21 protein-coding genes, 1 other RNA gene and 1 pseudogene are annotated in these 24502 nt (G+C 60.8%); 9 read left to right on the top strand and 14 right to left on the bottom strand.

The genetic code is table 11. The features are described 5' to 3' along the window. Positions 1 to 51: 51 nt before the first annotated feature. From ACZRJ6_RS00295 to hemN, 4 genes are all read left to right on the top strand, one after another. A complete protein-coding gene (locus ACZRJ6_RS00295) occupies positions 52 to 2502 on the top strand; it encodes a heavy metal translocating P-type ATPase (RefSeq protein ID WP_463969942.1) in 2451 nt (816 codons plus the stop codon). Between the two features lie 22 nt (positions 2503 to 2524). Beyond that, positions 2525 to 2752: a cbb3-type cytochrome oxidase assembly protein CcoS gene (gene ccoS / locus ACZRJ6_RS00300; protein ID WP_463969941.1), complete on the top strand. Its 228-nt coding sequence runs from the start codon at positions 2525 to 2527 to the stop codon at positions 2750 to 2752. After that, complete coding sequence (locus tag ACZRJ6_RS00305) at positions 2745 to 3428, top strand: sulfite exporter TauE/SafE family protein (RefSeq protein ID WP_463969940.1); 684 nt, start codon at positions 2745 to 2747, stop codon at positions 3426 to 3428. Before ccoS ends, ACZRJ6_RS00305 begins: the two co-directional genes overlap by 8 nt. Before the next feature lie 102 nt (positions 3429 to 3530). Further along, positions 3531 to 4913 (top strand): oxygen-independent coproporphyrinogen III oxidase, encoded by a 1383-nt coding sequence (gene hemN / locus ACZRJ6_RS00310; protein ID WP_463969939.1) that lies wholly within the window; start codon positions 3531 to 3533, stop codon positions 4911 to 4913. Positions 4914 to 4919: 6 nt separating this feature from the next. On the opposite strand, the gene ACZRJ6_RS00315 is transcribed toward hemN, so the two are convergent. Continuing rightward, complete coding sequence (locus ACZRJ6_RS00315) at positions 4920 to 5390, bottom strand: hypothetical protein (RefSeq protein ID WP_463969938.1); 471 nt, start codon at positions 5388 to 5390, stop codon at positions 4920 to 4922. Positions 5391 to 5546: 156 nt separating this feature from the next. Between ACZRJ6_RS00315 and fnr the strand changes: the two genes are divergently transcribed. Together fnr and ACZRJ6_RS00325 are read left to right on the top strand one after the other, a co-directional pair. Continuing rightward, positions 5547 to 6281, top strand: a complete 735-nt coding sequence (fnr, locus tag ACZRJ6_RS00320; protein WP_463969937.1) for a fumarate/nitrate reduction transcriptional regulator Fnr — start codon at positions 5547 to 5549, stop codon at positions 6279 to 6281. A gap of 79 nt (positions 6282 to 6360) precedes the next feature. After that, a complete protein-coding gene (locus ACZRJ6_RS00325) occupies positions 6361 to 6909 on the top strand; it encodes an adenine phosphoribosyltransferase (RefSeq protein ID WP_463969936.1) in 549 nt (182 codons plus the stop codon). A 6-nt stretch (positions 6910 to 6915) separates the two neighbouring features. Here the strand turns inward: ACZRJ6_RS00325 and ACZRJ6_RS00330 are convergent, their stop codons facing one another. From ACZRJ6_RS00330 to dnaX, 5 genes are all read right to left on the bottom strand, one after another. Continuing rightward, the gene (locus tag ACZRJ6_RS00330) at positions 6916 to 8064 is read right to left on the bottom strand and encodes an acyl-CoA dehydrogenase family protein (protein ID WP_463969935.1); all 1149 of its coding nucleotides are present in this window, start codon (positions 8062 to 8064) and stop codon (positions 6916 to 6918) included. 97 nt (positions 8065 to 8161) lie between these two features. Next, positions 8162 to 8764 (bottom strand): recombination mediator RecR, encoded by a 603-nt coding sequence (gene recR / locus ACZRJ6_RS00335; RefSeq protein ID WP_133101641.1) that lies wholly within the window; start codon positions 8762 to 8764, stop codon positions 8162 to 8164. 66 nt (positions 8765 to 8830) lie between these two features. After that, positions 8831 to 9865 (bottom strand): NADP-dependent oxidoreductase, encoded by a 1035-nt coding sequence (locus tag ACZRJ6_RS00340; protein ID WP_463969934.1) that lies wholly within the window; start codon positions 9863 to 9865, stop codon positions 8831 to 8833. Between the two features lie 268 nt (positions 9866 to 10133). Then, complete coding sequence (locus ACZRJ6_RS00345) at positions 10134 to 10472, bottom strand: YbaB/EbfC family nucleoid-associated protein (RefSeq protein ID WP_133101643.1); 339 nt, start codon at positions 10470 to 10472, stop codon at positions 10134 to 10136. 43 nt (positions 10473 to 10515) lie between these two features. Further along, positions 10516 to 12579, bottom strand: coding sequence for a DNA polymerase III subunit gamma/tau (dnaX, locus tag ACZRJ6_RS00350; RefSeq protein ID WP_463969933.1), 2064 nt, complete (start codon positions 12577 to 12579; stop codon positions 10516 to 10518). Positions 12580 to 12713: 134 nt separating this feature from the next. Here dnaX and ACZRJ6_RS00355 point away from each other — a divergent pair, with 134 nt between their 5' ends. Next, positions 12714 to 13472, top strand: a complete 759-nt coding sequence (locus ACZRJ6_RS00355; protein ID WP_463969932.1) for a substrate-binding periplasmic protein — start codon at positions 12714 to 12716, stop codon at positions 13470 to 13472. On the opposite strand, the gene ACZRJ6_RS00360 is transcribed toward ACZRJ6_RS00355, so the two are convergent. From ACZRJ6_RS00360 to ACZRJ6_RS00370, 3 genes and pseudogenes are all read right to left on the bottom strand, one after another. Continuing rightward, positions 13453 to 15144, bottom strand: coding sequence for a putative bifunctional diguanylate cyclase/phosphodiesterase (locus tag ACZRJ6_RS00360; RefSeq protein WP_463969931.1), 1692 nt, complete (start codon positions 15142 to 15144; stop codon positions 13453 to 13455). The genes ACZRJ6_RS00355 and ACZRJ6_RS00360 overlap by 20 nt on opposite strands. An 18-nt stretch (positions 15145 to 15162) precedes the next feature. Then, positions 15163 to 16302 (bottom strand): methyl-accepting chemotaxis protein, encoded by a 1140-nt coding sequence (locus tag ACZRJ6_RS00365; RefSeq protein WP_463969983.1) that lies wholly within the window; start codon positions 16300 to 16302, stop codon positions 15163 to 15165. A gap of 144 nt (positions 16303 to 16446) precedes the next feature. Then, positions 16447 to 16875: pseudogene (locus ACZRJ6_RS00370) on the bottom strand (PAS domain-containing protein); the annotation flags it as partial. A 301-nt stretch (positions 16876 to 17176) separates the two neighbouring features. Between ACZRJ6_RS00370 and ACZRJ6_RS00375 the strand changes: the two are divergent. Then, entirely contained in the window at positions 17177 to 17491 is a 315-nt protein-coding gene (locus ACZRJ6_RS00375) for a helix-turn-helix domain-containing protein (RefSeq protein ID WP_463969930.1), read from the top strand. 96 nt (positions 17492 to 17587) lie between these two features. On the opposite strand, the gene ACZRJ6_RS00380 is transcribed toward ACZRJ6_RS00375, so the two are convergent. After that, on the bottom strand, positions 17588 to 18502 hold the full coding sequence (locus tag ACZRJ6_RS00380; protein WP_463969929.1) for a DMT family transporter: 915 nt from the start codon (positions 18500 to 18502) through the stop codon (positions 17588 to 17590). 102 nt (positions 18503 to 18604) lie between these two features. On the opposite strand from ACZRJ6_RS00380, the gene ACZRJ6_RS00385 reads away from it, so the two are divergent. Then, positions 18605 to 19468: a LysR family transcriptional regulator gene (locus tag ACZRJ6_RS00385; RefSeq protein ID WP_463969928.1), complete on the top strand. Its 864-nt coding sequence runs from the start codon at positions 18605 to 18607 to the stop codon at positions 19466 to 19468. A gap of 175 nt (positions 19469 to 19643) precedes the next feature. Here the strand turns inward: ACZRJ6_RS00385 and ffs are convergent. From ffs to zipA, 4 genes are all read right to left on the bottom strand, one after another. After that, positions 19644 to 19740, bottom strand: an RNA gene (gene ffs, locus ACZRJ6_RS00390) — signal recognition particle sRNA small type. 121 nt (positions 19741 to 19861) lie between these two features. Beyond that, positions 19862 to 21028: a zinc-binding metallopeptidase family protein gene (locus ACZRJ6_RS00395; RefSeq protein WP_463969927.1), complete on the bottom strand. Its 1167-nt coding sequence runs from the start codon at positions 21026 to 21028 to the stop codon at positions 19862 to 19864. A gap of 136 nt (positions 21029 to 21164) precedes the next feature. After that, positions 21165 to 23531 (bottom strand): NAD-dependent DNA ligase LigA, encoded by a 2367-nt coding sequence (ligA, locus tag ACZRJ6_RS00400; protein ID WP_463969926.1) that lies wholly within the window; start codon positions 23529 to 23531, stop codon positions 21165 to 21167. 87 nt (positions 23532 to 23618) lie between these two features. Further along, positions 23619 to 24467, bottom strand: a complete 849-nt coding sequence (zipA, locus tag ACZRJ6_RS00405) for a cell division protein ZipA (protein ID WP_463969925.1) — start codon at positions 24465 to 24467, stop codon at positions 23619 to 23621. Between the last annotated feature and the right edge of the window lie 35 nt (positions 24468 to 24502).

Consider the following 24502-nt stretch of genomic DNA (forward strand, 5'->3'; position numbering starts at 1 on the left):
GGAGCGGGCTTGCCTGCGATGAGGCCCTCCCAGCCGACATAGATCCAGACCATGACCACCCCAACCCCCTGCTACCACTGCGCCCTCCCCGTCCCGCCCGGCAGCCGGTTCACCGCCGTAATCCTCGGCCAGACCCGCGAGCTTTGCTGCCCGGGTTGCCAGGCCGTGGCCGAGGCGATTGTCGCCGGTGGTCTGGAAAGCTATTACCAGCACCGCAGTGAAGCGTCGGCTAACCCCGAAGCGCTGCCGGTGCAGTTGGTGGACGAATTGGCGCTGTACGACCGTGCCGACGTGCAAAAACCTTTCGTACGTCACGACGGCGACCTGGCCGAAGCCACCTTGCTGATGGAAGGCATCAGTTGCGCCGCCTGTGGCTGGTTGATCGAAAAACACCTGCGCAGCCTGCCTGCTGTGGCCGAGGCGCGGCTAAACCTGTCCAACCACCGATTGCAGGTGCGCTGGGCAGACGCGCAATTACCGTTGAGCCAACTGCTCAGCGAACTGCGCCACATCGGTTACGCCGCCCACCCTTATCAGGCCGACCGCGCCGCCGAGCAACTGGCCAGCGAAAACCGCCTGGCCCTGCGTCAACTGGGTGTGGCTGGGCTGCTGTGGTTCCAGGCGATGATGGCAACCATGGCCACCTGGCCGGAATTCAACATCGACCTGAGCCCGGAGCTGCACATCATCCTGCGCTGGGTCGCACTGTTTCTCACCACGCCCATTGTTTTCTACAGCTGCGCGCCGTTTTTCAAGGGCGCCATGCGCGACCTGCGTACCCGCCACCTGACCATGGATGTCTCGGTTTCCCTGGCCATCGGCGGCGCTTACCTGGCCGGTATCTGGACCGCCATTACCGGCGTTGGCGAACTGTATTTCGATGCTGTCGGCATGTTCGCCCTATTCCTGCTGGCCGGGCGCTACCTGGAGCGTCGCGCCAGGGAGCGCACTGCTGCCGCCACGGCGCAGTTGGTCAACCTGCTGCCTGCGTCGTGCCTGCGTCTAAGCGGCGACGGCCAGAGCGAACGCATCCTGCTCCGAGAGTTGGGGCTTGGAGATCGAGTGCTGGTACACCCGGGGGCAATCCTGCCGGCGGACGGGGTGATCCTCGACGGCCAGTCGAGCATCGACGAATCCCTGCTGACCGGCGAATACCTGCCGCAGCCTCGCCAAATTGGCGACGCCGTTACCGCAGGCACCCTGAACGTCGAAGGCGCACTGACCGTGGAAGTCCGCGCCCTGGGCCACGACACGCGCCTGTCAGCCATCGTGCGCCTGCTGGAGCGAGCCCAGGCGGAGAAACCCCGGCTGGCGGAAATCGCCGATCGCGCCGCCCAATGGTTCCTGCTGTGCTCGCTGATTGCCGCCGCCGTGATCGGCCTGCTGTGGTGGGAACTGGATTCGTCGCGGGCATTCTGGATCGTCCTGGCGATGCTGGTAGCGACCTGCCCTTGCGCGCTGTCCCTGGCGACACCCACTGCGCTGACTGCCGCTACCGGCACCCTGCACAAACTGGGTTTGCTACTCACTCGCGGCCATGTGCTGGAAGGCCTGAACCAGATTGACACAGTGATTTTCGACAAGACCGGCACCCTCACCGAGGGCCGACTGGCGTTGCGCGCAATCCGACCACTGAGCGTGCTGGACAGTGACGAGTGCCTGGGCCTGGCTGCTGCCCTGGAAAATCGTTCGGAACACCCGATTGCCCGCGCCTTCGGCCGCGCACCGCTGGCAGCTGACGAAGTGCTCAGTACGCCGGGCCTGGGGCTCGAAGGTCGGGTCGGCGAGCGCCGCTTGCGCATCGGCCAACCGGGTTTTGTCTGCGCGCTGAGTGGTTGCCCGATCCCCGCCTCGCCAGATGAAGCCGGGCAATGGTTGCTGCTGGGCGACACCAACGGCGCCCTGGCCTGGTTTGTCCTCGATGACCGCTTGCGCAGCGACGCCCCGGCATTGCTGGCCGCGTGCAAGGCGCGGGGCTGGCGTACGCTGCTGCTGTCAGGAGACAGTTCGCCGATGGTCGCCAGCGTTGCCGCCGAGTTGGGTATCGACGAAGCCCACGGCGGCCTGCGCCCGGATGACAAGTTGCAAGTGCTGCAGCAACTGCACAAGGAAGGCCGCAAGGTGCTGATGCTCGGCGACGGCGTCAACGACGTGCCGGTGCTGGCCGCCGCCGATATCAGCGTGGCCATGGGTTCAGCCACGGACCTGGCAAAAACCAGTGCCGACGCCGTGCTGCTGTCCAACCGCCTCGACGCGTTGGTGCAAGCCTTCAGCCTGGCGCGGCGTACCCGTCGGGTAATCATTGAGAACCTGCTCTGGGCCGGTCTGTACAATGGCCTCATGTTGCCATTTGCCGCCCTCGGCTGGATCACTCCGATATGGGCGGCGATCGGCATGTCCCTCAGTTCGTTGACCGTGGTGCTCAACGCCCTGCGCCTGACTCGCCTGCCGAGCGGGCCAGCCTTGGGCCCCGCCCCCGTAACCCGTCCGCTGCCGGCCTGAGCCGCGCGGGCATGGAGTACAGATGCCAGCTCTTTACGTGATGATTCCGGCGGCGCTATTGATCGTGGCCATCGCCATTTACATCTTCTTCTGGGCGGTGGACAGCGGTCAGTACGATGACCTCGACGGCCCGGCCCATACCGTGCTGTTCGACGACCAGGACCCCAATCACCTGGCCGGGGTCGATGAGGCCAATCGCCCGACGACCACCGATCAAACCGCCAAACCCAAAGACCCACCCCATGCTTGAACTGGCGCCGTTACTGGTTTCAGCGCTGATCCTCGGCCTATTGGGCGGCGGTCATTGCCTGGGCATGTGCGGTGGCCTGATGGGCGCGCTGACCCTGGCGATCCCCAAGGAGCAGCGCAGCCGGCGCTTTCGCTTGTTGCTGGCCTACAATCTGGGGCGAATTCTCAGCTATGCCACGGCAGGCGTGCTGATCGGCCTGGCGGGCTGGGCGGTGGCCAACAGCCCGGCGGCGATGTTCATGCGTATCCTCGCTGGGCTGCTGCTGATCACCATGGGCCTGTACCTGGCCGGCTGGTGGAGCGGCCTGACCCGCATCGAAAGCCTCGGTCGCGGCCTGTGGCGCTATATCCAGCCGGTTGCCAACCGTTTGCTGCCGGTATCCAGCCTACCCCGCGCCTTGCTGCTGGGCGCGCTGTGGGGCTGGTTGCCGTGCGGATTGGTCTACAGCACCTTGCTGTGGGCGGCCAGCCAGGGCAATGCATTGGACAGCGGCCTGCTGATGCTGGCGTTCGGCCTCGGCACCTGGCCGGTATTGCTGGCCACGGGACTCGCGGCCGAGCGGGTAACCGCCCTGCTGCGCAAACGCAGCGTGCGCATGACGGGTGGCTTGCTGGTGATCCTGTTCGGAGTCTGGACGCTGCCCGGCCCCCACCAGCACTGGCTGATGGGCCACTAAAAGGCTATGTGGCATGGCGCCGCTCCCCGTTGATGCAAATCAAGATGACTGCCCAGCCCAGCCCCTAGACTCGGACCACTAGTCACTCCGGGAAACGCCCGCATGCTCGACGCCATTCGTTGGGACACTGATCTTATTCATCGCTACGGTCTGGCGGGGCCGCGCTATACCTCGTACCCCACCGTCGCACAATTCGACAGCCAGGTCGGCTCCTTCGACCTGCTCCACGCCCTGCGCGACAGCCGAAAGGCCGTGCGCCCATTGTCGCTGTACGTTCATGTGCCGTTCTGCGCCAATATTTGCTACTACTGCGCCTGCAACAAAGTCATCACTAAGGACCGCGGGCGCGCTCAGGCCTACTTGCAACGCCTGGAGCAGGAGATTCAACTGGTGGCCTGCCACCTCGACCCCAACCAGCAAGTGGAGCAATTGCACTTTGGCGGCGGTACACCAACCTATCTTAGCCACGACGAACTGCGCCAGTTGATGGCCAAGCTGCGCCAGCATTTCAACCTGCTGGACGACGATTCCGGCGACTACAGCATCGAGATTGATCCACGGGAAGCCGATTGGGCCACCATGGGCCTGCTGCGCGAACTGGGTTTCAATCGCGTCAGCATCGGCGTGCAGGACCTCGATCCCGATGTGCAGCGGGCGGTCAATCGCCTGCAAAGCCTGGAAGAAACCCGCGCCGTGATCGATGCTGCGCGGACCTTGCAGTTTCGATCAATCAATATCGACCTGATCTACGGTCTGCCCAAGCAGACGCCGGAGCATTTCGCCCACACCATGGACGAAATAATCAGCCTGCAGCCGAACCGCCTGTCGGTGTTCAACTACGCGCACCTGCCAGAGCGCTTCCTGTCCCAGCGGCGGATCAACAGTGAAGACCTGCCGGCACCCGCCGACAAACTGCAAATGCAGCAAAACACCATCGAGCAACTGGCCGCCGCTGGCTACAGCTACATCGGCATGGACCACTTCGCCCTGCCCGACGACGAACTGGCCATCGCCCAGGAAGAATCCACCTTGCAGCACAATTTCCAGGGCTACACCACCCATGGCCATTGCGACCTGATCGGCCTCGGGGTGTCAGCTATCAGCCAGATTGGTGACCTGTACTGCCAGAACAGCAGCGACCTGAGCCACTACCAAAACTCCCTGGCCGGCGCGCAACTGGCCACCAGTCGCGGCCTGCTCTGTACGACGGACGACCGCTTGCGCAGAGAAGTCATTCAACGGTTGCTCTGCAACTTCAGCCTGGAGTTCGAGGAGATCGAACAGCTCTTCACAATCGATTTTCGCGGCTATTTCGCCGAACTGTGGCCACAACTGGAAGCCATGGCCCGTGATGGCCTGATCGAACTCGACGCCCAAGGGATTCGCACGCTGCCCGCAGGGCGCTTGCTGGTGCACACTGTGTGCATGGTGTTCGATGCCTACCTGGATCAGCAGAATAGGCAGCGTTTTCCCCGGGTGATCTGATCCGGGTTAGCTCATCGATAGAGATGCAGTCTTGAGTGCATCACCGGCGCTCATGCCTTTTATCTCCTTGATCAGGGACGCCTGGGCCGCCGTCAAGGCTGCCTGCAATCCGCTCAATGCTGTTTGCAGGCCGCCTAGCCTGGCCTGGGCCTGTTCAGGGCTAAGGCTCTTGTCGGCCATCACTGCCGCCATTTCCGCCTGTTTTTCTACGATCTGCTGTTTGAGCTGACGGATCATCTTCAGCAACTGCTTGACGTTATCCGCCAGCCCGCTGTCGTCGATATCCTCGTTAGCGACTTTCTCGGCGGCTGCAGCTTTCAGCGAAGCCCCGGAAAAAGTCACGGTCACGCCTTCCACCGCCTTGGGTTCACTGAGCAGAGTCGTCTCGGGCGCATCACTTGCGACGCTGTCTTTTTTCGGCTCAGGCATGGTCTGAACATGTGTGCGGGCTGCGAGATTGCCACCGATGGAAAGCATGTATTGAGCCTCCTGGCTCTTGGGTTAATAGCAGTACATCGGCCGCTGGCGGATAATCTTTACAGCCTTGCTGTTTTTTTGTACACGCTGGCCTGAAGACCTATGAGTGCGGTACCCTTACGCATCATGTGTGTTTTCCCACCAAGGATTTAAGAAATGTCCGAGCCAGTTAAACTGCGCGCTCATAGCCAGGCTCATTGCAAGGACTGCAGCCTGGCGCCGCTCTGCTTGCCACTTTCGCTGAATCTGGAAGACATGGAAGCGCTGGACGAAATCGTTAAGCGTGGTCGCCCGCTGAAAAAAGGTGAATTCCTGTTTCGCCAGGGTGACAAGTTCGATTCCGTTTATGCCGTTCGCTCGGGCGCCTTGAAGACCTTCAGCCTGAGCGATGGCGGCGAAGAGCAAATCACCGGTTTCCACCTGCCCAGCGAGCTGGTCGGCCTGTCGGGCATGGACACTGAGATTCACCCGGTGTCCGCCCAGGCCCAGGAAACCACTTCGGTGTGTGAAATCCCCTTCGATCGTCTCGATGAGCTGGCCCTGCAATTGCCGCAATTGCGACGCCAACTGATGCGGGTCATGAGCAGGGAAATTCGCGACGACCAGCAAATGATGTTGCTGCTGTCGAAGAAAACCGCCGACGAGCGGATCGCCACCTTCCTGGTCAACCTGTCGGCGCGGTTCCGTGCCCGTGGTTTCTCGGCCAACCAGTTCCGCCTGAGCATGTCGCGCAACGAAATCGGGAATTACCTGGGCCTGGCGGTGGAAACCGTATCCCGCGTATTCACCCGCTTCCAGCAGAACGAACTGATCGCCGCCGAGGGCAAGGAAGTGCATATCCTCGACCCGATCCAGCTCTGTGCGCTGGCCGGTGGTTCGCTCGACGGCTGAACCAGACACTTGCGGTCGCGCCAACCGGCGAGGCCGCAGGTATACTGCGGGTCCGCTTGCCTCCCAGGACTCCTCGACGATGGTCTTCGATTCGTTCGACATCAAATCCCTGATTCGCCCAGTTATCGACTTCCCCAAGCCTGGGGTGATCTTTCGCGATATCACGCCGCTGTTCCAGTCGCCCAAGGCCTTGCGCCTGGTGGCCGATGCCTTTGTTCACCGCTATGTCGAAACTGAATTCACCCACATCGGCGCGATGGATGCTCGCGGGTTCCTGATCGGTTCGATCATCGCCTATCAGTTGAACAAACCACTGATCCTGTTCCGTAAACAGGGCAAGTTGCCGGCAGACGTGTTGAGCGAGGGTTATCAGACCGAATACGGCGAAGCCTTCCTGGAAGTCCATGCCGACAGCCTGTGTGAAGGGGATTCGGTGCTGATGTTCGATGACCTGATTGCCACCGGCGGCACCCTGATCGCCGCGGCCAACCTGGCACGACGCATGGGCGCGCGAATTTTCGAAGCGGCGGCGATTATTGACCTGCCGGAGTTGGGTGGGTCGCAGAGGCTGGAAGACATGGGTATCCCGACGTTTTGCTTGACGCAGTTTGCGTTGACGGACAAATAACCCGGGTTACAACCCCATCTGCTTGCTGATGATTTCATTCATCACTTCCCGGGTTCCCCCGCCGATGGACAGGATGCGGTTGTCGCGGTACAGCCGCTCCACCAGGCTGCCACGCATGTAACCCAAACCACCGAGGATCTGCACCGCGTCGTAGGTCACGCGGTCGGCGGTGTCGGTGGCGAGGTTCTTGGCCATGGAAATCTCTTTGATCACGCTCTTGCCTGCGGCCATCTTCGCCGCCTGGCGGTAGGTAAATTCCCGGGAGACTTCGACGGCGGTGGCCATTTCCGCCAGGCGATGCTTGAGCACCTGAAACTTGCCGATGGGCTTGCCGAAGGCTTCACGCTGGGCAGCCCATTTCAGGCTTTCTTCCAGGGCCAGTTGCGCGGTCATGTTGGCCATTAAGGCCAGGGCCAGGCGCTCACTCTGGAAGTTGCCCATGATGCAGGCAAAGCCCATGTTCTCGGCACCGATCAGATTGCCGACAGGCACCTGGCAATCATCGAAGAACAGCTCGGCCGTGTCCGACGCCCACCAGCCCATTTTCTTCAGCGGCTGGCCGACGGTGAAGCCAGGGGTGTCCTTTTCCATCAGCAGCAGGCTGATACCACCGAAACCTGGGCCACCGGTACGCACCGCAACGGTGTAGAAATCGGCACGCGCGCCACTGGTGATAAAGGTTTTGCTGCCGCTGACCCGATAATAATCACCCTCGCGTACCGCACGGGTTTGCAGGTTAGCCACATCGGAGCCGCCAGCGGGTTCGGTGACGGCCAGGGCCATGATCTTCTCACCGGCCAACACCTGGGGCACCACACGCTCGCGCACCTCGGGCCGGGCCCATTTGACGATGGGCGGCAGGCCGATATCCAGCGAGCCCAACCCCGCCACTACCCCACCAGAGCCGCAGCGCATCAGCTCTTCGCTGGCGGCGACCTTGGCGAACAGGTCACCTTCATGGCTGCCGCCCAGGGCTTCGGGATAGCCGATGCCGAGAATCCCCACCGCGCCTGCCTTGAGATACAACGCCTTGGGAAAGCTTTCGGCTTCTTCCCATTGCTCGATGCCCGGCAGAATTTCGCGCTCGACGAAACGGCGCACGCTGTCGCGAACCAATTGGTGGCTGGAATCGAAGTATTCCTGATAGGCAGGCATCGGCAAGCTCCACGCAGAGGTGGAGCGAACTTACCAAGCGCTTGCTTGGTTTTCAAGCATGCAATGCTGTAGGGCCCTCGCGCCTACATTGAAAGCATCAAAGAACGATAGGCTTGCGCCCGGCAAACGAGTGCGCCAGGGTGCCGCCATCCACCAATTCCAGCTCGCCACCGAGCGGTACGCCGTGGGCGATGCGCGAGGTGATCAGGCCTTTGTTGGCCAGCAGTTGGGCGATGTAGTGAGCGGTCGCTTCGCCTTCCACTGTGGGGTTGGTGGCCAGGATTACTTCAGTAAAGGTGCCCTGCTGTTCGATCCGCGTTACCAACTGCGGAATACCGATAGCCTCCGGGCCTAGGCCATCCAGCGGAGACAAGTGGCCCTTGAGCACAAAGTAACGGCCGCGATAACCGGTCTGCTCCACGGCATAGACGTCCATCGGCCCTTCGACCACGCACAGCAGTGTGTCATCGCGACGCGGGTCGGCGCATTGCGGGCAGAGTTCTTCTTCGGTGAGGGTTCGGCATTGACGACAATGGCCCACACCTTCCATGGCCTGACTCAGAGCCAGGGCCAGACGGGAACCACCGTTGCGATCACGCTCCAGCAGTTGCAGCGCCATGCGCTGGGCGGTTTTCTGGCCGACGCCTGGCAAGGTGCGCAGAGCGTCGATCAGTTGACGAATCAGGGGGCTGAAGCTCATGAGGGAAAGGTCCGACAAAACAACGAGACGCGGTTTATACCCGCGCCCCGGATTAGCGTCAAATGCTCAATCCTCTGTGACACGCACCACCAACTTGCCGAAATTGCGCCCTTCCAGCAAACCGATAAAGGCTTCGGGCGCCTGCTCCAGGCCGTCGACCACGTCTTCGCGGAACTTGATCTTGCCATCGCGCACCCACGGCGTCATGGCGCTGAGGAATTCAGGCTGGCGGTCGCCGTAGTCGTCGAACACGATAAAACCCTGAATCCGCACGCGCTTGGTCAACAAGGTGCGCTGCAGCGCCGGCAACCGATCAGGACCGCTGGGCGCTTCGTGAGCGTTGTAGCCAGCGATCAGGCCACACAGGGGAATCCGTGCCTTGGGGTTGAGCAACGGCACCACCGCATCGAACACCTTGCCGCCGACGCTTTCGAAGTAGATGTCCACGCCGTTGAAGCAGGCCTGGGTCAGTTCATCGGCGAAATTCGCGCTCTTGTGGTCGATGCAGGCATCAAAGCCCAATTCGTCCACCACATAGCGGCACTTGTCCGCCCCACCCGCCACACCGACCACGCGCAAGCCCTTGAGCTTGGCCACCTGGCCGACCACCGAACCCACCGCGCCGGACGCAGCCGCCACCACCAGGGTTTCCCCAGCCTTGGGCTGGCCGATGTCCGTCAGGCCCATGTACGCAGTCATGCCAGGCATGCCGAGCACACCCAAGGCCATGGACGGGCTGGCCAGGCCATTGGGTACCGGTATCAGATTGCGGCCATCGCAGATGCTGTGGCTTTGCCAGCCGGTAGAGCCGACTACCAGGTCGCCCACTTCGAATTTCGGGTTACGCGACTGTTCGATACGGCTGACAGCGCCACCGGTCATCACCTCACCGATTTCCACGGGAGCTGCGTAAGACGGCGCATCACTCATGCGACCGCGCATGTAGGGGTCCAGGGACAGGAACAGCGTCTTGAGCAGAACCTGGCCATCGGCCAAATCCGGCAGGGTCACGCGCTCCAGGCGAAAATTCTCCGGCACAGGCGCACCCTGGGGGCGGGAGACCAGAACGATGCGCTGGTTAAGGGTCAGGGCTTCGGTCATCAGTGAGGCTCCTTTATCGGTGAGTAAATCCAACGGTATAGGGTGCAGACACCGACAAGGGCATCGAGGTTCGACAAAACTGCGTAACCGTTGTCGAGCCCCAGCAAGGCTACGTTGGCCACACCACTGCCATCAAGCTAGGCACCGAAGCCGCCCCCGACGCAGCCTCGTTTCACTGGACAGCTGCGCAATAGACAGGCCCTGCCAATCTACACCGCAAAAAAATGCCAGGCACGATGCCTGGCATTTTCATATTCACGCTCGCCGATCAGAACGGCAGTTTCATACCCGGCGGCAGTTGCATGCCAGCGGTCACCCCGGACATTTTGTCCTGGCTGTTGGCTTCGATTTTGCGCACGGCGTCGTTGACGGCCGAGGCGAACAGAGCTTCGAGCATTTCCAGATCGTCTTCGCCCACACCTGGCAGCACGCTTGGGTCGATGGTCACACGCTTGATGTCGTGACGACCGGTCATTACCACGCTGACCATATCGCCGCCGGCTTTACCGGTGACTTCGGCGTTGGCCAGTTCTTCCTGCATCTTGGCCATCTTTTCCTGCATCTGCTGCGCCTGCTTCATCAGGCCGGCCATGCCACCTTTCATCATGGGAATCACCTCAAAAGTACGTGGATCAATTATTAGCCCCGGCTTATGAAACCTGGGTTACCGGGGCTTCGACAGGTTCAATAGTATCGTGGCGAACCACGGCGCCAAACTGCTGCATCATCTGCTGGATGAGCGGATCAGCCTGGATCGACTCTTCAGCCTCGCGCTGGCGGTTTACCCGGCGACGGGAACCGGCCTGGGCCGGGGTTTCCTGCTCGGGTTTGATCAGCTCGATGCTGATCGTCAGGGTGCGCTCGTGGTACTGGTTCAGGGCATCGTTCAATCGACGCTGCTGGGTGGCGTTGAACAGCGCGCTGTGGGCCGGGTCCAGGTGCAGCAGCCAGTGGTCACCATTAATAGCGATCAAGGTGCAGTTGGCGGCGATGCTACCCGTCATGCCGGAAATCGGCAGTTTCGGGAACAACTCCAGCCATTGCAGCGCCAGGCCGGTAGCCGGCATCGCCGCCGGTTCCGGCTCGGGCTCTGGGGCCGGCTCGGCGGTGTGCTCGCTGGCCAAGTCATCCAGATAGCTATAGGCCGAGTCCATGTCTGGCTCGATGTAGTCTTCGTCCAGCGGCGGCTCGTCATCCAGGTCGACGCCCGGCGTCGCCGCGTCCACGTCGGCGATGGTCGGTTCGGGCACGGGGGCCGAAGCCCATTCCGGCGCATCCGGCACCATGCTGTCCGGAGTTGGCGTCGGCATCGGCGTGAGATCGGGCTGCTCGCCGGCGGTTTCGAGCACAGGCTCGACGGCGGCTTGCTGCTCGATTACCGCCTCTACAGGGTCGTTCCAGGGCAGATCGATCATGGGCAACGGCTCTGGCACGACAACAGGCGCCACCGGCTCGGCAGGTGCAGGTGCAGGTGCAGGTGCAGGTGCAGGTGCCACAGCCTCCGGCGCCGCAATACTCGGCGCAACCACTGGCGCGACAACCGCCGCGCCAGCCACTGGTTTGGCGGAATCAACTGTGGCCTGGCTGATCCCCACTGGCTTTAGCGGCTGTCTCGGCGCATCTGCCGTGTCCGCAGGCCTGAACGCCAGCATGCGCAACAGGACCATTTCGAAACCGCCACGCGGGTCCGGCGCCAGCGGCAAGTCGCGGCGGCCGATCAGGCCCATCTGGTAGTAGAACTGCACATCTTCGGCCGGCAGCGCCTGGGCCAACGCCAACACGCGATCGCGGTCGCCATGACCGTTGTCGACGCCTTCAGGCAACGCCTGGGCAATGGCGACGCGGTGCAGCACGTTGAGAATTTCCGAGAGCACGCCATTCCAGTCCGGGCCTTGCTCGGACAAATGGCGCACAGCTTCAAGCAAGGCCTTGGCATCGCCTTCGATCAGCGCGTGCAGCACGTCAAAGACTTGCCCATGATCGAGGGTGCCGAGCATCGCCCGCACGTCAGCAGCCATGACCTTGCCTTCACCGAAGGCGATGGCCTGGTCGGTGAGGCTCATGGCGTCGCGCATCGAGCCATCGGCGGCACGGCCCAGCAACCACAGGGCGTCGTCTTCGAACGGCACGTTCTCGACACCGAGGACGTGGGTCAAATGCTCGACCACCCGCTCGGGAGTCATGTTCTTCAGGGAGAACTGCAGGCACCGCGACAAAATGGTTGCAGGAAGTTTCTGCGGGTCGGTGGTGGCCAGAATGAATTTAACGTAGGGCGGCGGCTCTTCCAGGGTTTTCAACAGTGCGTTGAAGGAGTGACTGGAAAGCATGTGCACTTCGTCGATCAAGTAGACCTTGAAGCGGCCGCGGCTCGGCGCGTACTGCACGTTGTCCAGCAATTCGCGGGTGTCTTCGACCTTGGTCCGGCTCGCGGCGTCGATCTCGATCAGGTCGATAAAGCGCCCTTCGTCGATCTCCCGGCACACCGAGCAAGTGCCACAAGGCGTCGAGGTGATACCCGTTTCACAGTTCAGGCACTTGGCGATGATCCGCGCGATGGTGGTCTTGCCGACACCCCGGGTACCGGTGAACAGGTAGGCATGGTGCAGCCGCTGGCTGTCCAAGGCATTGATCAGAGCCTTGAGCACATGGGTCTGGCCGACCATTTCGCGGAACGAGCGCGGACGCCATTTACGTGCAAGAACCTGATAACTCATCGAAAACCGTCGCAACTGGGAAGCGGAAGCGGGTAATGCTAGCGGAGCAAGGGGGAAATTGCATCCGGCACGCTCGCCTAATCTGACTAAGCTGGTCTAACCACGCCCTATTAAGGGCTGAAGCCGGAGAGTTTATGCGCGTAGCCCTGGGCGCCTTATGGATGATCGCCACCATCAGTCTGGCGGGGCCCGCACCTTTGCGCTTCTCCATTTCCGACAGCTGGGCCATGCCTATGGTGCAAATCGAGCAGGGCCAGCCGACCCAGGGTATTTTGTATGACCTGATGCTGAGCCTGGCGACCCAGGTTGGCCGCCCGGCACAGTTCCAGGTCCTGGCCCGGGCGCGCATCACCCCCGCCATGGAGCACGGAGAAATCGATGTGCGCTGCTATGTCACACAAGCCTGGTTGAGCAATCTGTCCGGCGACTACAGCTGGAGTATCCCGCTGTGGGTCCAGCGCAATGTGCTGGTCAGCGCCCACTTGCCGCCGCTGTCGGTGCAACTGGGCAGCCTGGCGCCGCAGCAGATCGGCACGGTGCTCAATTACAGCTACCCAACCCTCGAACCGCGCTTCGCCAGCGGCCAGCTCAAGCGCGATGACGCCCGTAGCGAGGAGCAAGTGCTGCAAAAACTGGTGGCTGGACGTTTCAAATACGCGGTGAGCAACGAGTGGACACTGGATCGCTTCAACCAGAAACTGCCGGTGGCGCAACGACTTCATGCAGTGGCCGTCGTAGAGGAACAAAGCCTGGGCTGTTATGTGCGCAACGACCCTGCCCTGCCGGTTAAGGAGATTCTGCGCACGCTCTCGCGAATGAAAATGTCAGGGGAGATTGATGAGATCATCAAGCTGTATACCGGGACAGCGAGCCCTACACCTGACTCCCCGTAGCGGACGACAGCGAGAAGCCGTCTACCCACCCCGGCACCTCGGCAGCCGGCATCGGCCGGGCGAAAAAGTAGCCCTGAGCCACTTCACAGCCCATGCGCATCAATAACTGGCCATGCTCCAGGGTTTCCAGGCCTTCGGCGATCACTTCGCGGCCAAACGCACGGGCCAGGCCTATCACGGCTTGGGTCAGCGCCAGGTCGTCCTTGTCATGGAGAATGTCGCGCACAAACGACTTGTCGATCTTGATGGTCTGGGTCGGCAGTCGCTTGAGGTAGCTCAAGGATGAGTAACCAGTGCCGAAATCATCCAGGGAAAACTGCACCCCCAACGCCTTGCAGGCTTCCAGGTGCTGGGTGACTCGCTGGATATTGTCGATGGCTACCGATTCGGCGATTTCCAGGTCAAGCATGTGCGGTGCAACCTCGGGGTGCTGCGCCAACAACAGCTGTAGTCGGTCGACAAAGTCTGCCCGCTGGAAATGCCGTGCCGCGATGTTAACGCTGACCGACCAGGAGTGCCCTGCGCCCTGCCACTGATGCATCTGCGCCAGCGCCTGGTCCATCACCCACTCACCCACGTCGACAATCAGATCGGTCTGCTCGATCAACGGCAGAAAGTCCCCCGGAAACACCAGGCCGCGCACGGGATGCTGCCAGCGTAACAGCGCTTCAAACCCCACCACCGTACCGCAGCGCAGGTTCACCTTGGGATGGTAATACAGGCACAACTCACCTGCCGCCAGGGCCTGGCGAACCTGCTCCACCGTCTGGTGGGTGGCCTTGACCTCCTGCTCCAGGGACACATCAAACAGCTGGAAGCGATTGCGCCCGTTCTGCTTGGCTACGTACATGGCCTGGTCGGCGTGGCGTAGCAAGGTGTCGGCGTCCTCATCATCCGAGGGGAACAGCGTGACACCGATGCTGGCGAACACGTTGATCTCCAGGCCCTGGATCGAATAGGGCTCGGAGATGGACTTGAGGATACGCAACAAGGCGGCGTTCAGTTCGTCGGCATCCCGTACGTAACGCAGAATCAACACGAACTCGTCACCGGCCAACCGGGCGACCACGTCCTCGCCACGGATGATATCTCGCAGGCGAGTGGCCACTTCCACCAGCAGCAGGTCGCCACACGCGTGACCGTAGCCATCGTTAACTGCCTTGAAGCCGTCCAGGTCGAGCATGCACACGGCCAGGGGAATGTCCTCGCTGCGGGAAAACTCCAGGGATTGGATCAGCAATTCGGAAAGGTAGGCGCGGTTTGGCAAGCCAGTCAGCACATCGTGGCCAACCCGCCATTGCAAGGTGTGCAGCAACTGGCGTTTTTCGCTGACATCAAAGCGAATCGACACATACTTCTGCACCTGCCCGGTGCGCTCATCCAGCAGCGGCACCATGGTGCTGTCGACCCAATAAAGCGTGCCATCCTTGGCCCGGTTGCAAATTTCCCCACGCCAGATCTTGCCTTGGGTAATCGCGAGCCACATGCCCTGGAAAAACCCGGCCGGATGCAATCCGGAGCTGAGTATCCGATGGTTTTGCCCCAGCAACTCCTTCCGGCTGTAGCCGGACAGGACGCAGAACTGATCATTGACGTAGGTGATGCTGCCGGCCAGGTCGGTCTCGGAAAAAATGGCGGCGGCATCCACGGCCCTGCGGTATTTCTCATCCATGAGTCAGGCTCTGGGTGGCTAGCGGTTAAACCGCTCGACCAGGGCACGCAACCCGGAAGAGATGCTTTCAAGTTCCCGGCCACGGGTGACTGCAGCGTTGGCATTGCCCGCTGTCTTTTGCACCGTGGCGGCGACGTTGTTGATCTGTTGCGAAACTTCCTCGGCGACGTGGGACTGCTCCTGGGAGGCGGCGGCCATCTGCTGGCTCATGTCAGTGATGCGCTCCACCGCTTGGCGAATGCCCAGCAGCGCCTGTTGCGCCTCAAGCACTTGCTGCACGCCCTGCTCGGCTTCGCGAATGCCCAGGCTTGCGATCTCGACAGCTTCAGCGGCGCCGGCCCGCAGGTTCTGGATGATGCCCTGGATCTGCTGGGTCGACTCACGGGTCTTGCCCGCCAGCGCCCGAACTTCATCGGCTACCACGGCAAAACCGCGACCCTGCTCGCCGGCCCGTGCGGCTTCGATGGCGGCATTGAGGGCCAGCAGATTGGTCTGATCGGCGATTGCCTGAATCATGCTCGCGGCCACGCGAATTTCCTGGGTCTGCCCGGCCAGATTGCCGACAGCCTGGTTGATCTGGGTGACGGTGCCGGCCAGCAGCTGGATGGCCTCACGGGAGGTCCCGGCCACCTCGCTGCCCTGTTCGGCCAAGGTATTGGCGGTGTGAGCTTCGCCGGCGGTCTGCTGCACATGCACGGCGACTTCGGCAATGGAGGCGGCCATTTCGGTCATGGCGGCAGCGGTCATGTCAGTTTCGGCGCGCTGCTCCAACAAGGCCGACTCGGTATTGCTCGACAGTACGCTGGAATCGGCGGCCGCTTCAGCCATTTGGCTGGCCAGGTCGCTGAGGCGCGTGAGGGCGGTTTTCAAGCGCGCTTCTTCGCTGATCAGGATCATTTCCAACTGCGCAGCCGGGCCCAACGCATCGCTGTAGATCAACGCACTGATGGGATCGGAAAAGGTGTTGGGTGTGAGCTGAACAATCTGTTCGAGCTGTCGCCCCAGACGCTGCTGAGCCCAGGCACCTATGCCGAGAAACAGCACGGCAGTCAGTGCTTGCGCCCACACACCGGGGACCAATTGGAATGCGCCAATAGAGACGACCGCCGCTACGGCGGGCACTGCCAGGGTCTTGGCTGCCGAAATCACCCGACGCATCGGCGAGACCGCTGAATGCCCTGCCTGTAACCGTGCGTACAAGGCTTCGGCGCGACGAACCTGGTCGCGAGTCGGTTTGACTCGCACCGATTCGTACCCGACCAGCCGGCCCTCCTCCAGAATCGGCGTCACATAGGCGCTGACCCAATAGAAGTTGCCGTTCTTGCAGCGATTCTTGACCACGCCCATCCAACTGTGACCGGCCTTGAGGTAACTCCACATCAGCTCGAACACTGCGGGCGGCATGTCCGGGTGGCGCACCAGGTTGTGGGGGCTGCCGATCAGCTCCGCCTGGGTAAAGCCGCTCATGGCGGCAAACTCGGCGTTGCAGTAAGTAATGTGGCTGTTGACGTCAGTTGCGGAAATTAGCCGTTGCTGCTCCCCAAAAGTCTGTTCAACAGCGGTGACCGGCAAGTTGAGACGCACGTTAAAGCTCCATGGACAGCGTTCGATCGCTCTGCCGGCGGCCGGGTAGGCCCCGCAGGCGGATTCGTATTTCCAGACAGGCTGTGCCGTCAATTGGCGAGTTGGCCACAATCGACGGCAAACCCAAGATTTTGCACAGCGATTCACCGTTGATTCGACGAAGATCAACTAGGCTTGAATTCAGGTATCTGGCACGGGAGGCGGGATGATGCGTGGCGCTGACGAGCGACGTTAAAGTCCCTGCCAAGCGTTCGTTTTATGTGAACAAGGAGAGCGCAATGATTTCCTGTTTCATAAACCTGCCTTCTGAAACGAGACCACTAAATACTTGTCCTAAATGTTGATTCTACGAATTACATCACACTTTACAATAAAAGGTGATGGTACAAGCGGTTGTCTAATCCAAAGATTTATCGTTAAGTTCTTGATTCTAAATGGGAATTTAGCGATGCACATTTCAAGTTTGGGTCCAGCCATCAGACGTTACCGCAAGGTCGCAGGGCTTACTCAGGCTGAACTAGGTGAAAAAACCGGTTTTGACCCTAAAACCATCAGCCGCTTCGAAACCGGCACCTATACACCCAGCGTGGAGGCTCTGTTCTTGTTCGCAGAGGCGCTGGAAGTGAAGTTGAAAGTCTTTTTCGCAGACTTGGTCGACGAGGATGAACAGCGCGCTTATCTGTTTGGTGTCATTCACAAAGCCACCCCGAAGGAACTGGGAAAGCTGATTGCGGCGGTAGACCAGGCCTTGTCCAAGCCTTAGAGCTCGTAACAGAAGCGCCCGTAATAAAAAGAGCGGCAGCCTACGCTGCCTGATCTTTTCTTAAAGACTCCTGACATGAACTGACCGGACAGCCCCCTAGACTTGCTGAGGCTGGGTAACGCCTTTACTGGCTCTTCTTCGCCAGCACCCTTCCAGGCTGATGGCGCCGACACTGACCAACACGATCAGGCCGCCCAGCACCACCCGCAGGGAAACCTGTTCGCCGAGCATCGTCGCTGCCATCACCATTGCTACCGGCGGCACCAGGTACAAGGCCACCGAAGCGCGACTGACCTCAACGTGCTTTAACACAAAGGCCCAGGCCAAGTACGCCAGGGCGCTGGGGAAGACACCCAGCACCAGCACCGCCAGATTGACCCGCAGCGGCGCCTGGCTCACGGCCTCAGGCAAACCGGGCAAATAGAAACAAAGCAGCAACGTCCCCGACCAGACCGTGTAGCACACGCTGGTCAGCGGACTGTAGCGACGGGAATAGTGCTTCTGGATGGCAAAATAGAAACTCCAGGAGATTGCCGCCAGCAAGATCAACAGGCCGCGCGGGTCGATCTCACCTACACCATGATCGCCCCAGATCACCACTAACACTCCGAGTAGCCCCAGCAACACACAGCCCCAGCGCCAGCCACTTACCACTTCCTTCAAACAGAAAAACGCCACCAACACACTGAACAACGGCACTGACTGCGCCAACACACTGGAAGCCGCCGCCGTGACCCATTGCTGGCCAACGTTAAGGCAGAGGTGATGCAGGAATATCCCGAAAAAGCCCAGTACCAGCAGCCACGGCAGATCCCGCAGTCGCGGCCGATCAATGCGCACAACCAGCGCCACGCCCGCCATGAACACCGACGCAATCAAAAATCGCAACAAGGCCAACTGACCAGGACTGTAGCTGTGCAACCCCAAATGAATACCGATGGGCGAATAGGCCCAACAGAGAATCACGCTGGCGGTGACTAGCGTAAGCTTTACGGGTGACGGGGCATTCATCAATGGCGTCCAGAAACAGAATGGGAACGCCGTCAGTCTTGTCCTGCGCAAGGCGCAGGACAATTAACCGATTCTGACTTCTGTAATCACTGGAACTGAGCGATGGAACTGGCGCAACTGAAGATGGTGAAAGCCGTGGCGCAAACCGGCAGCGTGGCCCAGGCCGCCCTGCAACTGCACTGCGTACCGTCCAACATCACCACGCGCATCAAGCAGCTGGAAAGCGAACTGGGCACGGCGCTGTTTATTCGTGCCGGGCGTGGGTTGGCGATCAGCGCTGCAGGCGAAGTGTTCCTTGATTACTGCGAGCGTATTCTAGCCCTGGTGGAGGAATCCAAACGCGCCGTCGACAGCAACGCCATCCCCCGCGGCAAATTGCGCATCGGCGCAGTGGAATCCAGCGCCAGCGGCCGCCTGCCTCCATTACTTGCCGAATACCATCGGCGTTATCCAGAGGTGACCCTGGAACTGGTCACCGGCACCTGGTCGCAATTGCTCGATGACTTGCAGCACCATCGCCTCGATGCTGCCCTGGTGGCCGCCGGGGCCAAACGACCAAAACTCGAACAGAGCGTGGTCTACAGCGAGCGCCTGGTGCTGATCACAAGCAGTACCAGCGCCCCCATTGAGGACGCACGGGACCTGGCAGGGTGCACCTTGCTGGTCTGGCCGCCGGGCTGTCCTTACCGAGCGGCTCTGGAAAACTGGCTCAAACCCCACGACATCAAGCCGGCCATCGCCAGCTATGCCAGTTGGGGCACGATCATCGGCTGCGTCAGCGCTGGCGTTGGCGTAGCGCTGGCACCGGAAGGCATCCTTGCCCGTTACGAACAGAGCAACCAGCTCACCTCCTATCGTTTTGACGAACTGGCGGCCGTCGACAATCTTTTGTTCTGGCACAAGGACACCCAGCGTCACCTGGCCCGGGATGCATTCGCCGGGTTGCTGCGGGAGACGTTCGGCTAACGCGACGCCAGTTGATTCGGGTACCTGTCGAGCTGCGTCGGCGGGTAAACGATAGACACGCGAAATGGCTACGCAGAGGGCATCAGCGAAGTTATTGAAAAGTATTTTTTGAGATTTACCGCAGAGGTACGGTTTTGTAGCGACATCCGCTCAAGGGCGGACGTTATGGAGGCAACCCCACCAGCCACACCCCGGCACACAATGTTCCCGCTGTGGCTGCTGCCTTCCGGCTCTGACCAGGTTCACGGGTAATCGTTGCGGGGGGACCGATGGAGTCACCATAACGACACTCGCCTCTCGGCAAGCCGCGCCATTGTACCGATCTGATCGGAAGTTACAACCGTTGCACCGGATTAAAAAATGTTGGGGCTCAAGCACTTGCCCGCTGCTGTGTTATTGCGCCTGCAACACCTCATCCGCCCTGCCACCCTCTTGCTGGATCACCAAGTGGATAAAGTGCAGCTTGGCAATCACCGCCGGTGGCAACACGAACGGGTAGAAATCCGGCTGCCCCATGCTGCGTGACAGCTCGTTGAGCATTGCCGCCAATTCGATCCACGCATTGACGAACGATAGGAACGCCACGCCGCCTGGATGCTCTGGATCGTAGAGGGTGCCAAGGGGGAAAGGCTGGTAGTCCAGGTCCATCTCCCGTGCGCTCATGCCAAAGCCCAGCGCCGTGTCCACCGCATCCATCATGTGCAGGTAATGGGCCCAGGTTTCCGCCCAGTCTTCCCAGGGGTGCATAGTGGCGTAGGCGCTGACGCAGGTTTGCTGCCAGTCCGGGTGCGGGCCGTTTTGATAGTGATGATCCAGCGCGTCGGCATAACTGGCACGCTCGTCGCCGAACAACCGGCGGAACGGCTCCAGCCAATGATCGTTGACGATCAGCCGATCCCAATAGTAATGACCCACTTCATGGCGCAAGTGACCGAGCAAGGTGCGGTAGGGCTCGCGCATCTGCACGCGAATACTCTCGCGATGGGCATCGTCGGCCTCCTTGATATCGAGGGTGATGAGGCCGTTGGCATGACCGGTGGTGGGTGCATTACCTTCCAGGTCGATGCCGACAAAATCGAAAACCAGGCCGGCGCCTTCATCGGCCGCCTTGGGAATGACCTGCAGGCCCAAGCTGATGAGTTGCGCCACCAAACGGCGCTTGGCGGTTTCCACTTTGCGCCAGCGCTCAGCGTTCTCCGGGATCGACAGGTCAGGAATGGTGCGGTTCAGGCTGCAAGCCACGCACAAGGTCTGGCCGTTATCGGCGGGCAGCAGCCAGTTGCAGGCGGCCGGGGTGTCGAGGTTGGCGCAGCGGCGAAACAGCCCGCCGTCAGGATCGGCATCCAACTGCCACGTCCCAGCGTACGGCCCGGGCGTGAGAGACGACAGCCGGCTCTGCTCCGGCTGATACCCAAGTAATGCTGAACAAGCCAGGCATTGGCTGTTGCGAAAAAACAGCGACTGCCCACAGCGACACTGCCAGACCTTGCTGTTGCGCGACTGCTCGACCATGAACGGCGCGGCAATGCGCGAACTGAGCTGCTCGAAGAAGCGGTACATGGCGATCTCTCCCTGGGACATGCCAAGACTAGATCATGGTTATGCGCTAATTGTTCCAGTTTTTATTCAATACCGATTACTTGTGACAAGCAGGCTTCCTGTGGCGAGAGGGCTTGCCCCCTCGCCACAAAAGACATCAGACGGTGATGTTGTGCCTGGCCAAAAACGCCACGAACGCCTCTTCATCCAACACCTTCAACCCCAGCTCGCTGGCCTTGGCCAGCTTCGAGCCCGCCCCAGGCCCTGCTACCACGCAATGGGTTTTCGCCGACACCGAACCCGCCACCTTGGCGCCAAGGCTTTCCAGCTTCTCCTTGGCGACATCGCGACTCATCAGTTCCAGGGAACCGGTGAGCACCCAGGTGTGCCCCGCTTCAGGCAAGCCTTCGACGACTTTCTTTTCACTCTGCCAGTGCATACCGAAGTCCTTGAGCTGCTGCTCAATGGCCAGCGCCCGTCGGGCATTTTCTTCGATGTCGAAGAAGTCGCGCACGGCCTTGGCCTGCTTCTCCGGCAACGCCTGGCGCATGTCCAGCCAATCAGCCTTGATCACCCCATCCAGGGAGCCGAACTTGTCCGCCAGTTTCTGCGCAGCGCCCGGACCTACCGAGGGCACGTGCAGCTTGTCCAGCAGACCGCCCAACGTGGTACTCGCCGCAAACTCGGCGCTCAGGTCGCCCTGCTCCTGCAACTCCAGCCCGCACTCGTTCTTGGACAGCAAGGCGCCAATGACTTCCCGATTATGGCGATCTTCAAAGAAGCTATGGATTTCATGAGCCACTTCCAGGCCAACATCCGGCAAGTACGTCAGCACTTCCGGCAACGCCTGCTGAACGCGCTCAAGGGAGGCCAGGGAGCGAGCGAGCACCTTGGCGGTCTCCTCGCCGACATCGGGAATGCCAAGGGCGTAGATAAACCGCGCCAGAGTCGGCGCCTTGCTGTTTTCGATGGCGGTGATCAGTTTTTTGCTGGAGACATCGGCAAAGCCTTCCAGATCGATGATCTGCTCGTACTTGAGCTTGTACAGGTCCGCCGGCGAGCCAATCAGTTTCTCATCCACCAACTGCTCAATGGTCTTGTCGCCCAGGCCATCAATGTCCATGGCTCGTCGAGAAACGAAATGGATAATCGCCTGCTTGAGCTGCGCACCACAGGCCAGCCGGCCAACGCATCGGTACACCGCACCTTCACTGATGGTTTCCTTGCCCTTGCTGCGCTTGACCAGTTGCGTACGCTCGACATGGGAACCGCACACCGGGCAACGCTCGGGAATCTGCACCGCACGGGCATTTTCCGGGCGACGCTCGATCACCACCGAAACCACCTGCGGAATCACGTCACCGGCACGACGGATGATCACTGTGTCGCCGATCATCAGGCCCAGGCGCGCCACTTCGTCCATGTTGTGCAACGTCGCGTTGGACACTGTCACGCCAGCGACCTTGACCGGTTTCAGGCGAGCCACCGGCGTCACGGCGCCGGTGCGGCCGACCTGAAATTCAACGTCCAGAAGTTCGGTGAGCTCTTCCAGCGCCGGGAATTTATGGGCAATCGCCCAACGCGGTTCCCGGGCGCGAAAACCTAGTTCACGCTGGGAAGAGAGGCTGTTGACCTTGAACACCACGCCGTCAATTTCATAAGGCAAGGCATTACGGCGCTCGCCGATATCGCGGTAGTAGTCCAGGCACTCCTGGATACCTTTGGCCAACTTCAGCTCATGGCTGATGGGCATGCCCCACTTTTGCAGTTGCTGCAGGTTGCCGATATGAGTGTCGCTGATATCGGCAGTCACCTGGCCGAGGCCATAGCAGCAGAACTCCAGCGGGCGGCTGGCGGTGATCTTCGAGTCCAACTGACGCAGGCTGCCGGCGGCGGCGTTGCGCGGGTTGGCGAAGGTCTTGCCGCCGACTTCCAATTGCGTGGCGTTCAGCCGCTCGAAACCGGCCTTGGACATGAACACTTCGCCGCGCACTTCCAGGGTCGCCGGCCAGCCCTTGCCTTGCAACTTGAGCGGAATATTGCGCACGGTACGCACGTTGACGCTGATGTCTTCGCCAGTAGTGCCGTCGCCGCGCGTGGCGCCGCGCACCAGCTCACCCTCTTGATACAGCAGGCTGACCGCCAGACCATCGAGCTTTGGCTCGCAGCTGTATTCCACCGTCGCTGCGCCACCAAACAGATCACCCATCGGCAGGTCCAGGCCTTCGGTTACCCGGCGATCGAATTCCAACATGGTGCTTTCATCGAAGGCGTTGCCCAGGCTGAGCATCGGGATTTCGTGACGCACCTGAGTGAAGGCTGACAACGCCGCGCTGCCGACTCGCTGAGTGGGCGAATCACGGGTTACCAAATCCGGGTGCTCGGCTTCCAATGCCTTGAGCTCGTGGAACAGACGGTCGTACTCGGCGTCCGGAATGCTCGGCTCGTCGAGGACGTGGTAACGGTAGTTGTGCTGATCCAGTTCAGCGCGCAGTTCGAGGATGCGGGTATGGGCGGCGGTCATGGGTGTTCTCTCATAAAGCAAAAGAGCAGCCGAAGCTGCTCAATATGTTAGTGCGCTTATTCTATCGACAACGCCGAGGGGTAAGCCTCAGCGTTTCTGTGTCAGGGCACGACGCTCGAACTCGACGATGCGCTGACGGTAGTGCTCGATGGTCTGGGCGGTCAGGACGCTACGCTGGTCATCCTTGAGCTCGCCATTGAGCTCCTGGGACAGCTTGCGAGCTGCGGCCACCATGACGTCGAACGCCTGCTTGGGGTGACGCGGGCCTGGCAGGCCGAGGAAGAAACTCACCGCCGGGGTGCTGAAATGGTCGATGTCGTCCAGATCAAAGATGCCCGGCTTGACCGCGTTGGCCATGGAGAACAGCACTTCACCGTTGCCAGCCATGCTTTCGTGGCGGTGGAAAATATCCATCTCGCCAAAACGCAGGCCACTTTCCAGAATATTTTGCAACAAGGCCGGGCCCTTGAAGCCGGCGGCGTCACGACAGATCACGCTGATCACCAGAACTTCTTCGGCGGCCGGATGATCCTTCACCGATTCGCGATGGCTGCTTTTCGGCTGGCCTTCGTCCGGAAAATCGTCGTCGCGGCTGCTGATGCTCGGGCCACCATCCAAGTCGAGATTCAGGTTCAGGTCGCCCTGGTGAGGCTCGCCACCACGCTTGCCACGTTTACCTGTCGGCTCCCGAACGGGCGCGCTCATCGACGGCAGATCGTGCTCGTCCAGTTGCGGTTCTTTATGGGTATCCAAGACACGGGGCGGCCCCAGCAGTTCGGTACCGCTGTCATCGTCCGACAAATTGGACAGATTTCTGTCCAGACGGAATTTCAACTTGCCCTTGCCGCCACGCATCCGGCGCCAGCCATCAAAAAGAATACCGGCAATGACAATAATGCCGATGACGATCAGCCACTCGCGCAGACCGATTTCCATGTAATCCCTTGCCTCTATAAAAAATGCTGAAAAAT

Source organism: Pseudomonas sp. C321 (genome assembly GCF_055407105.1).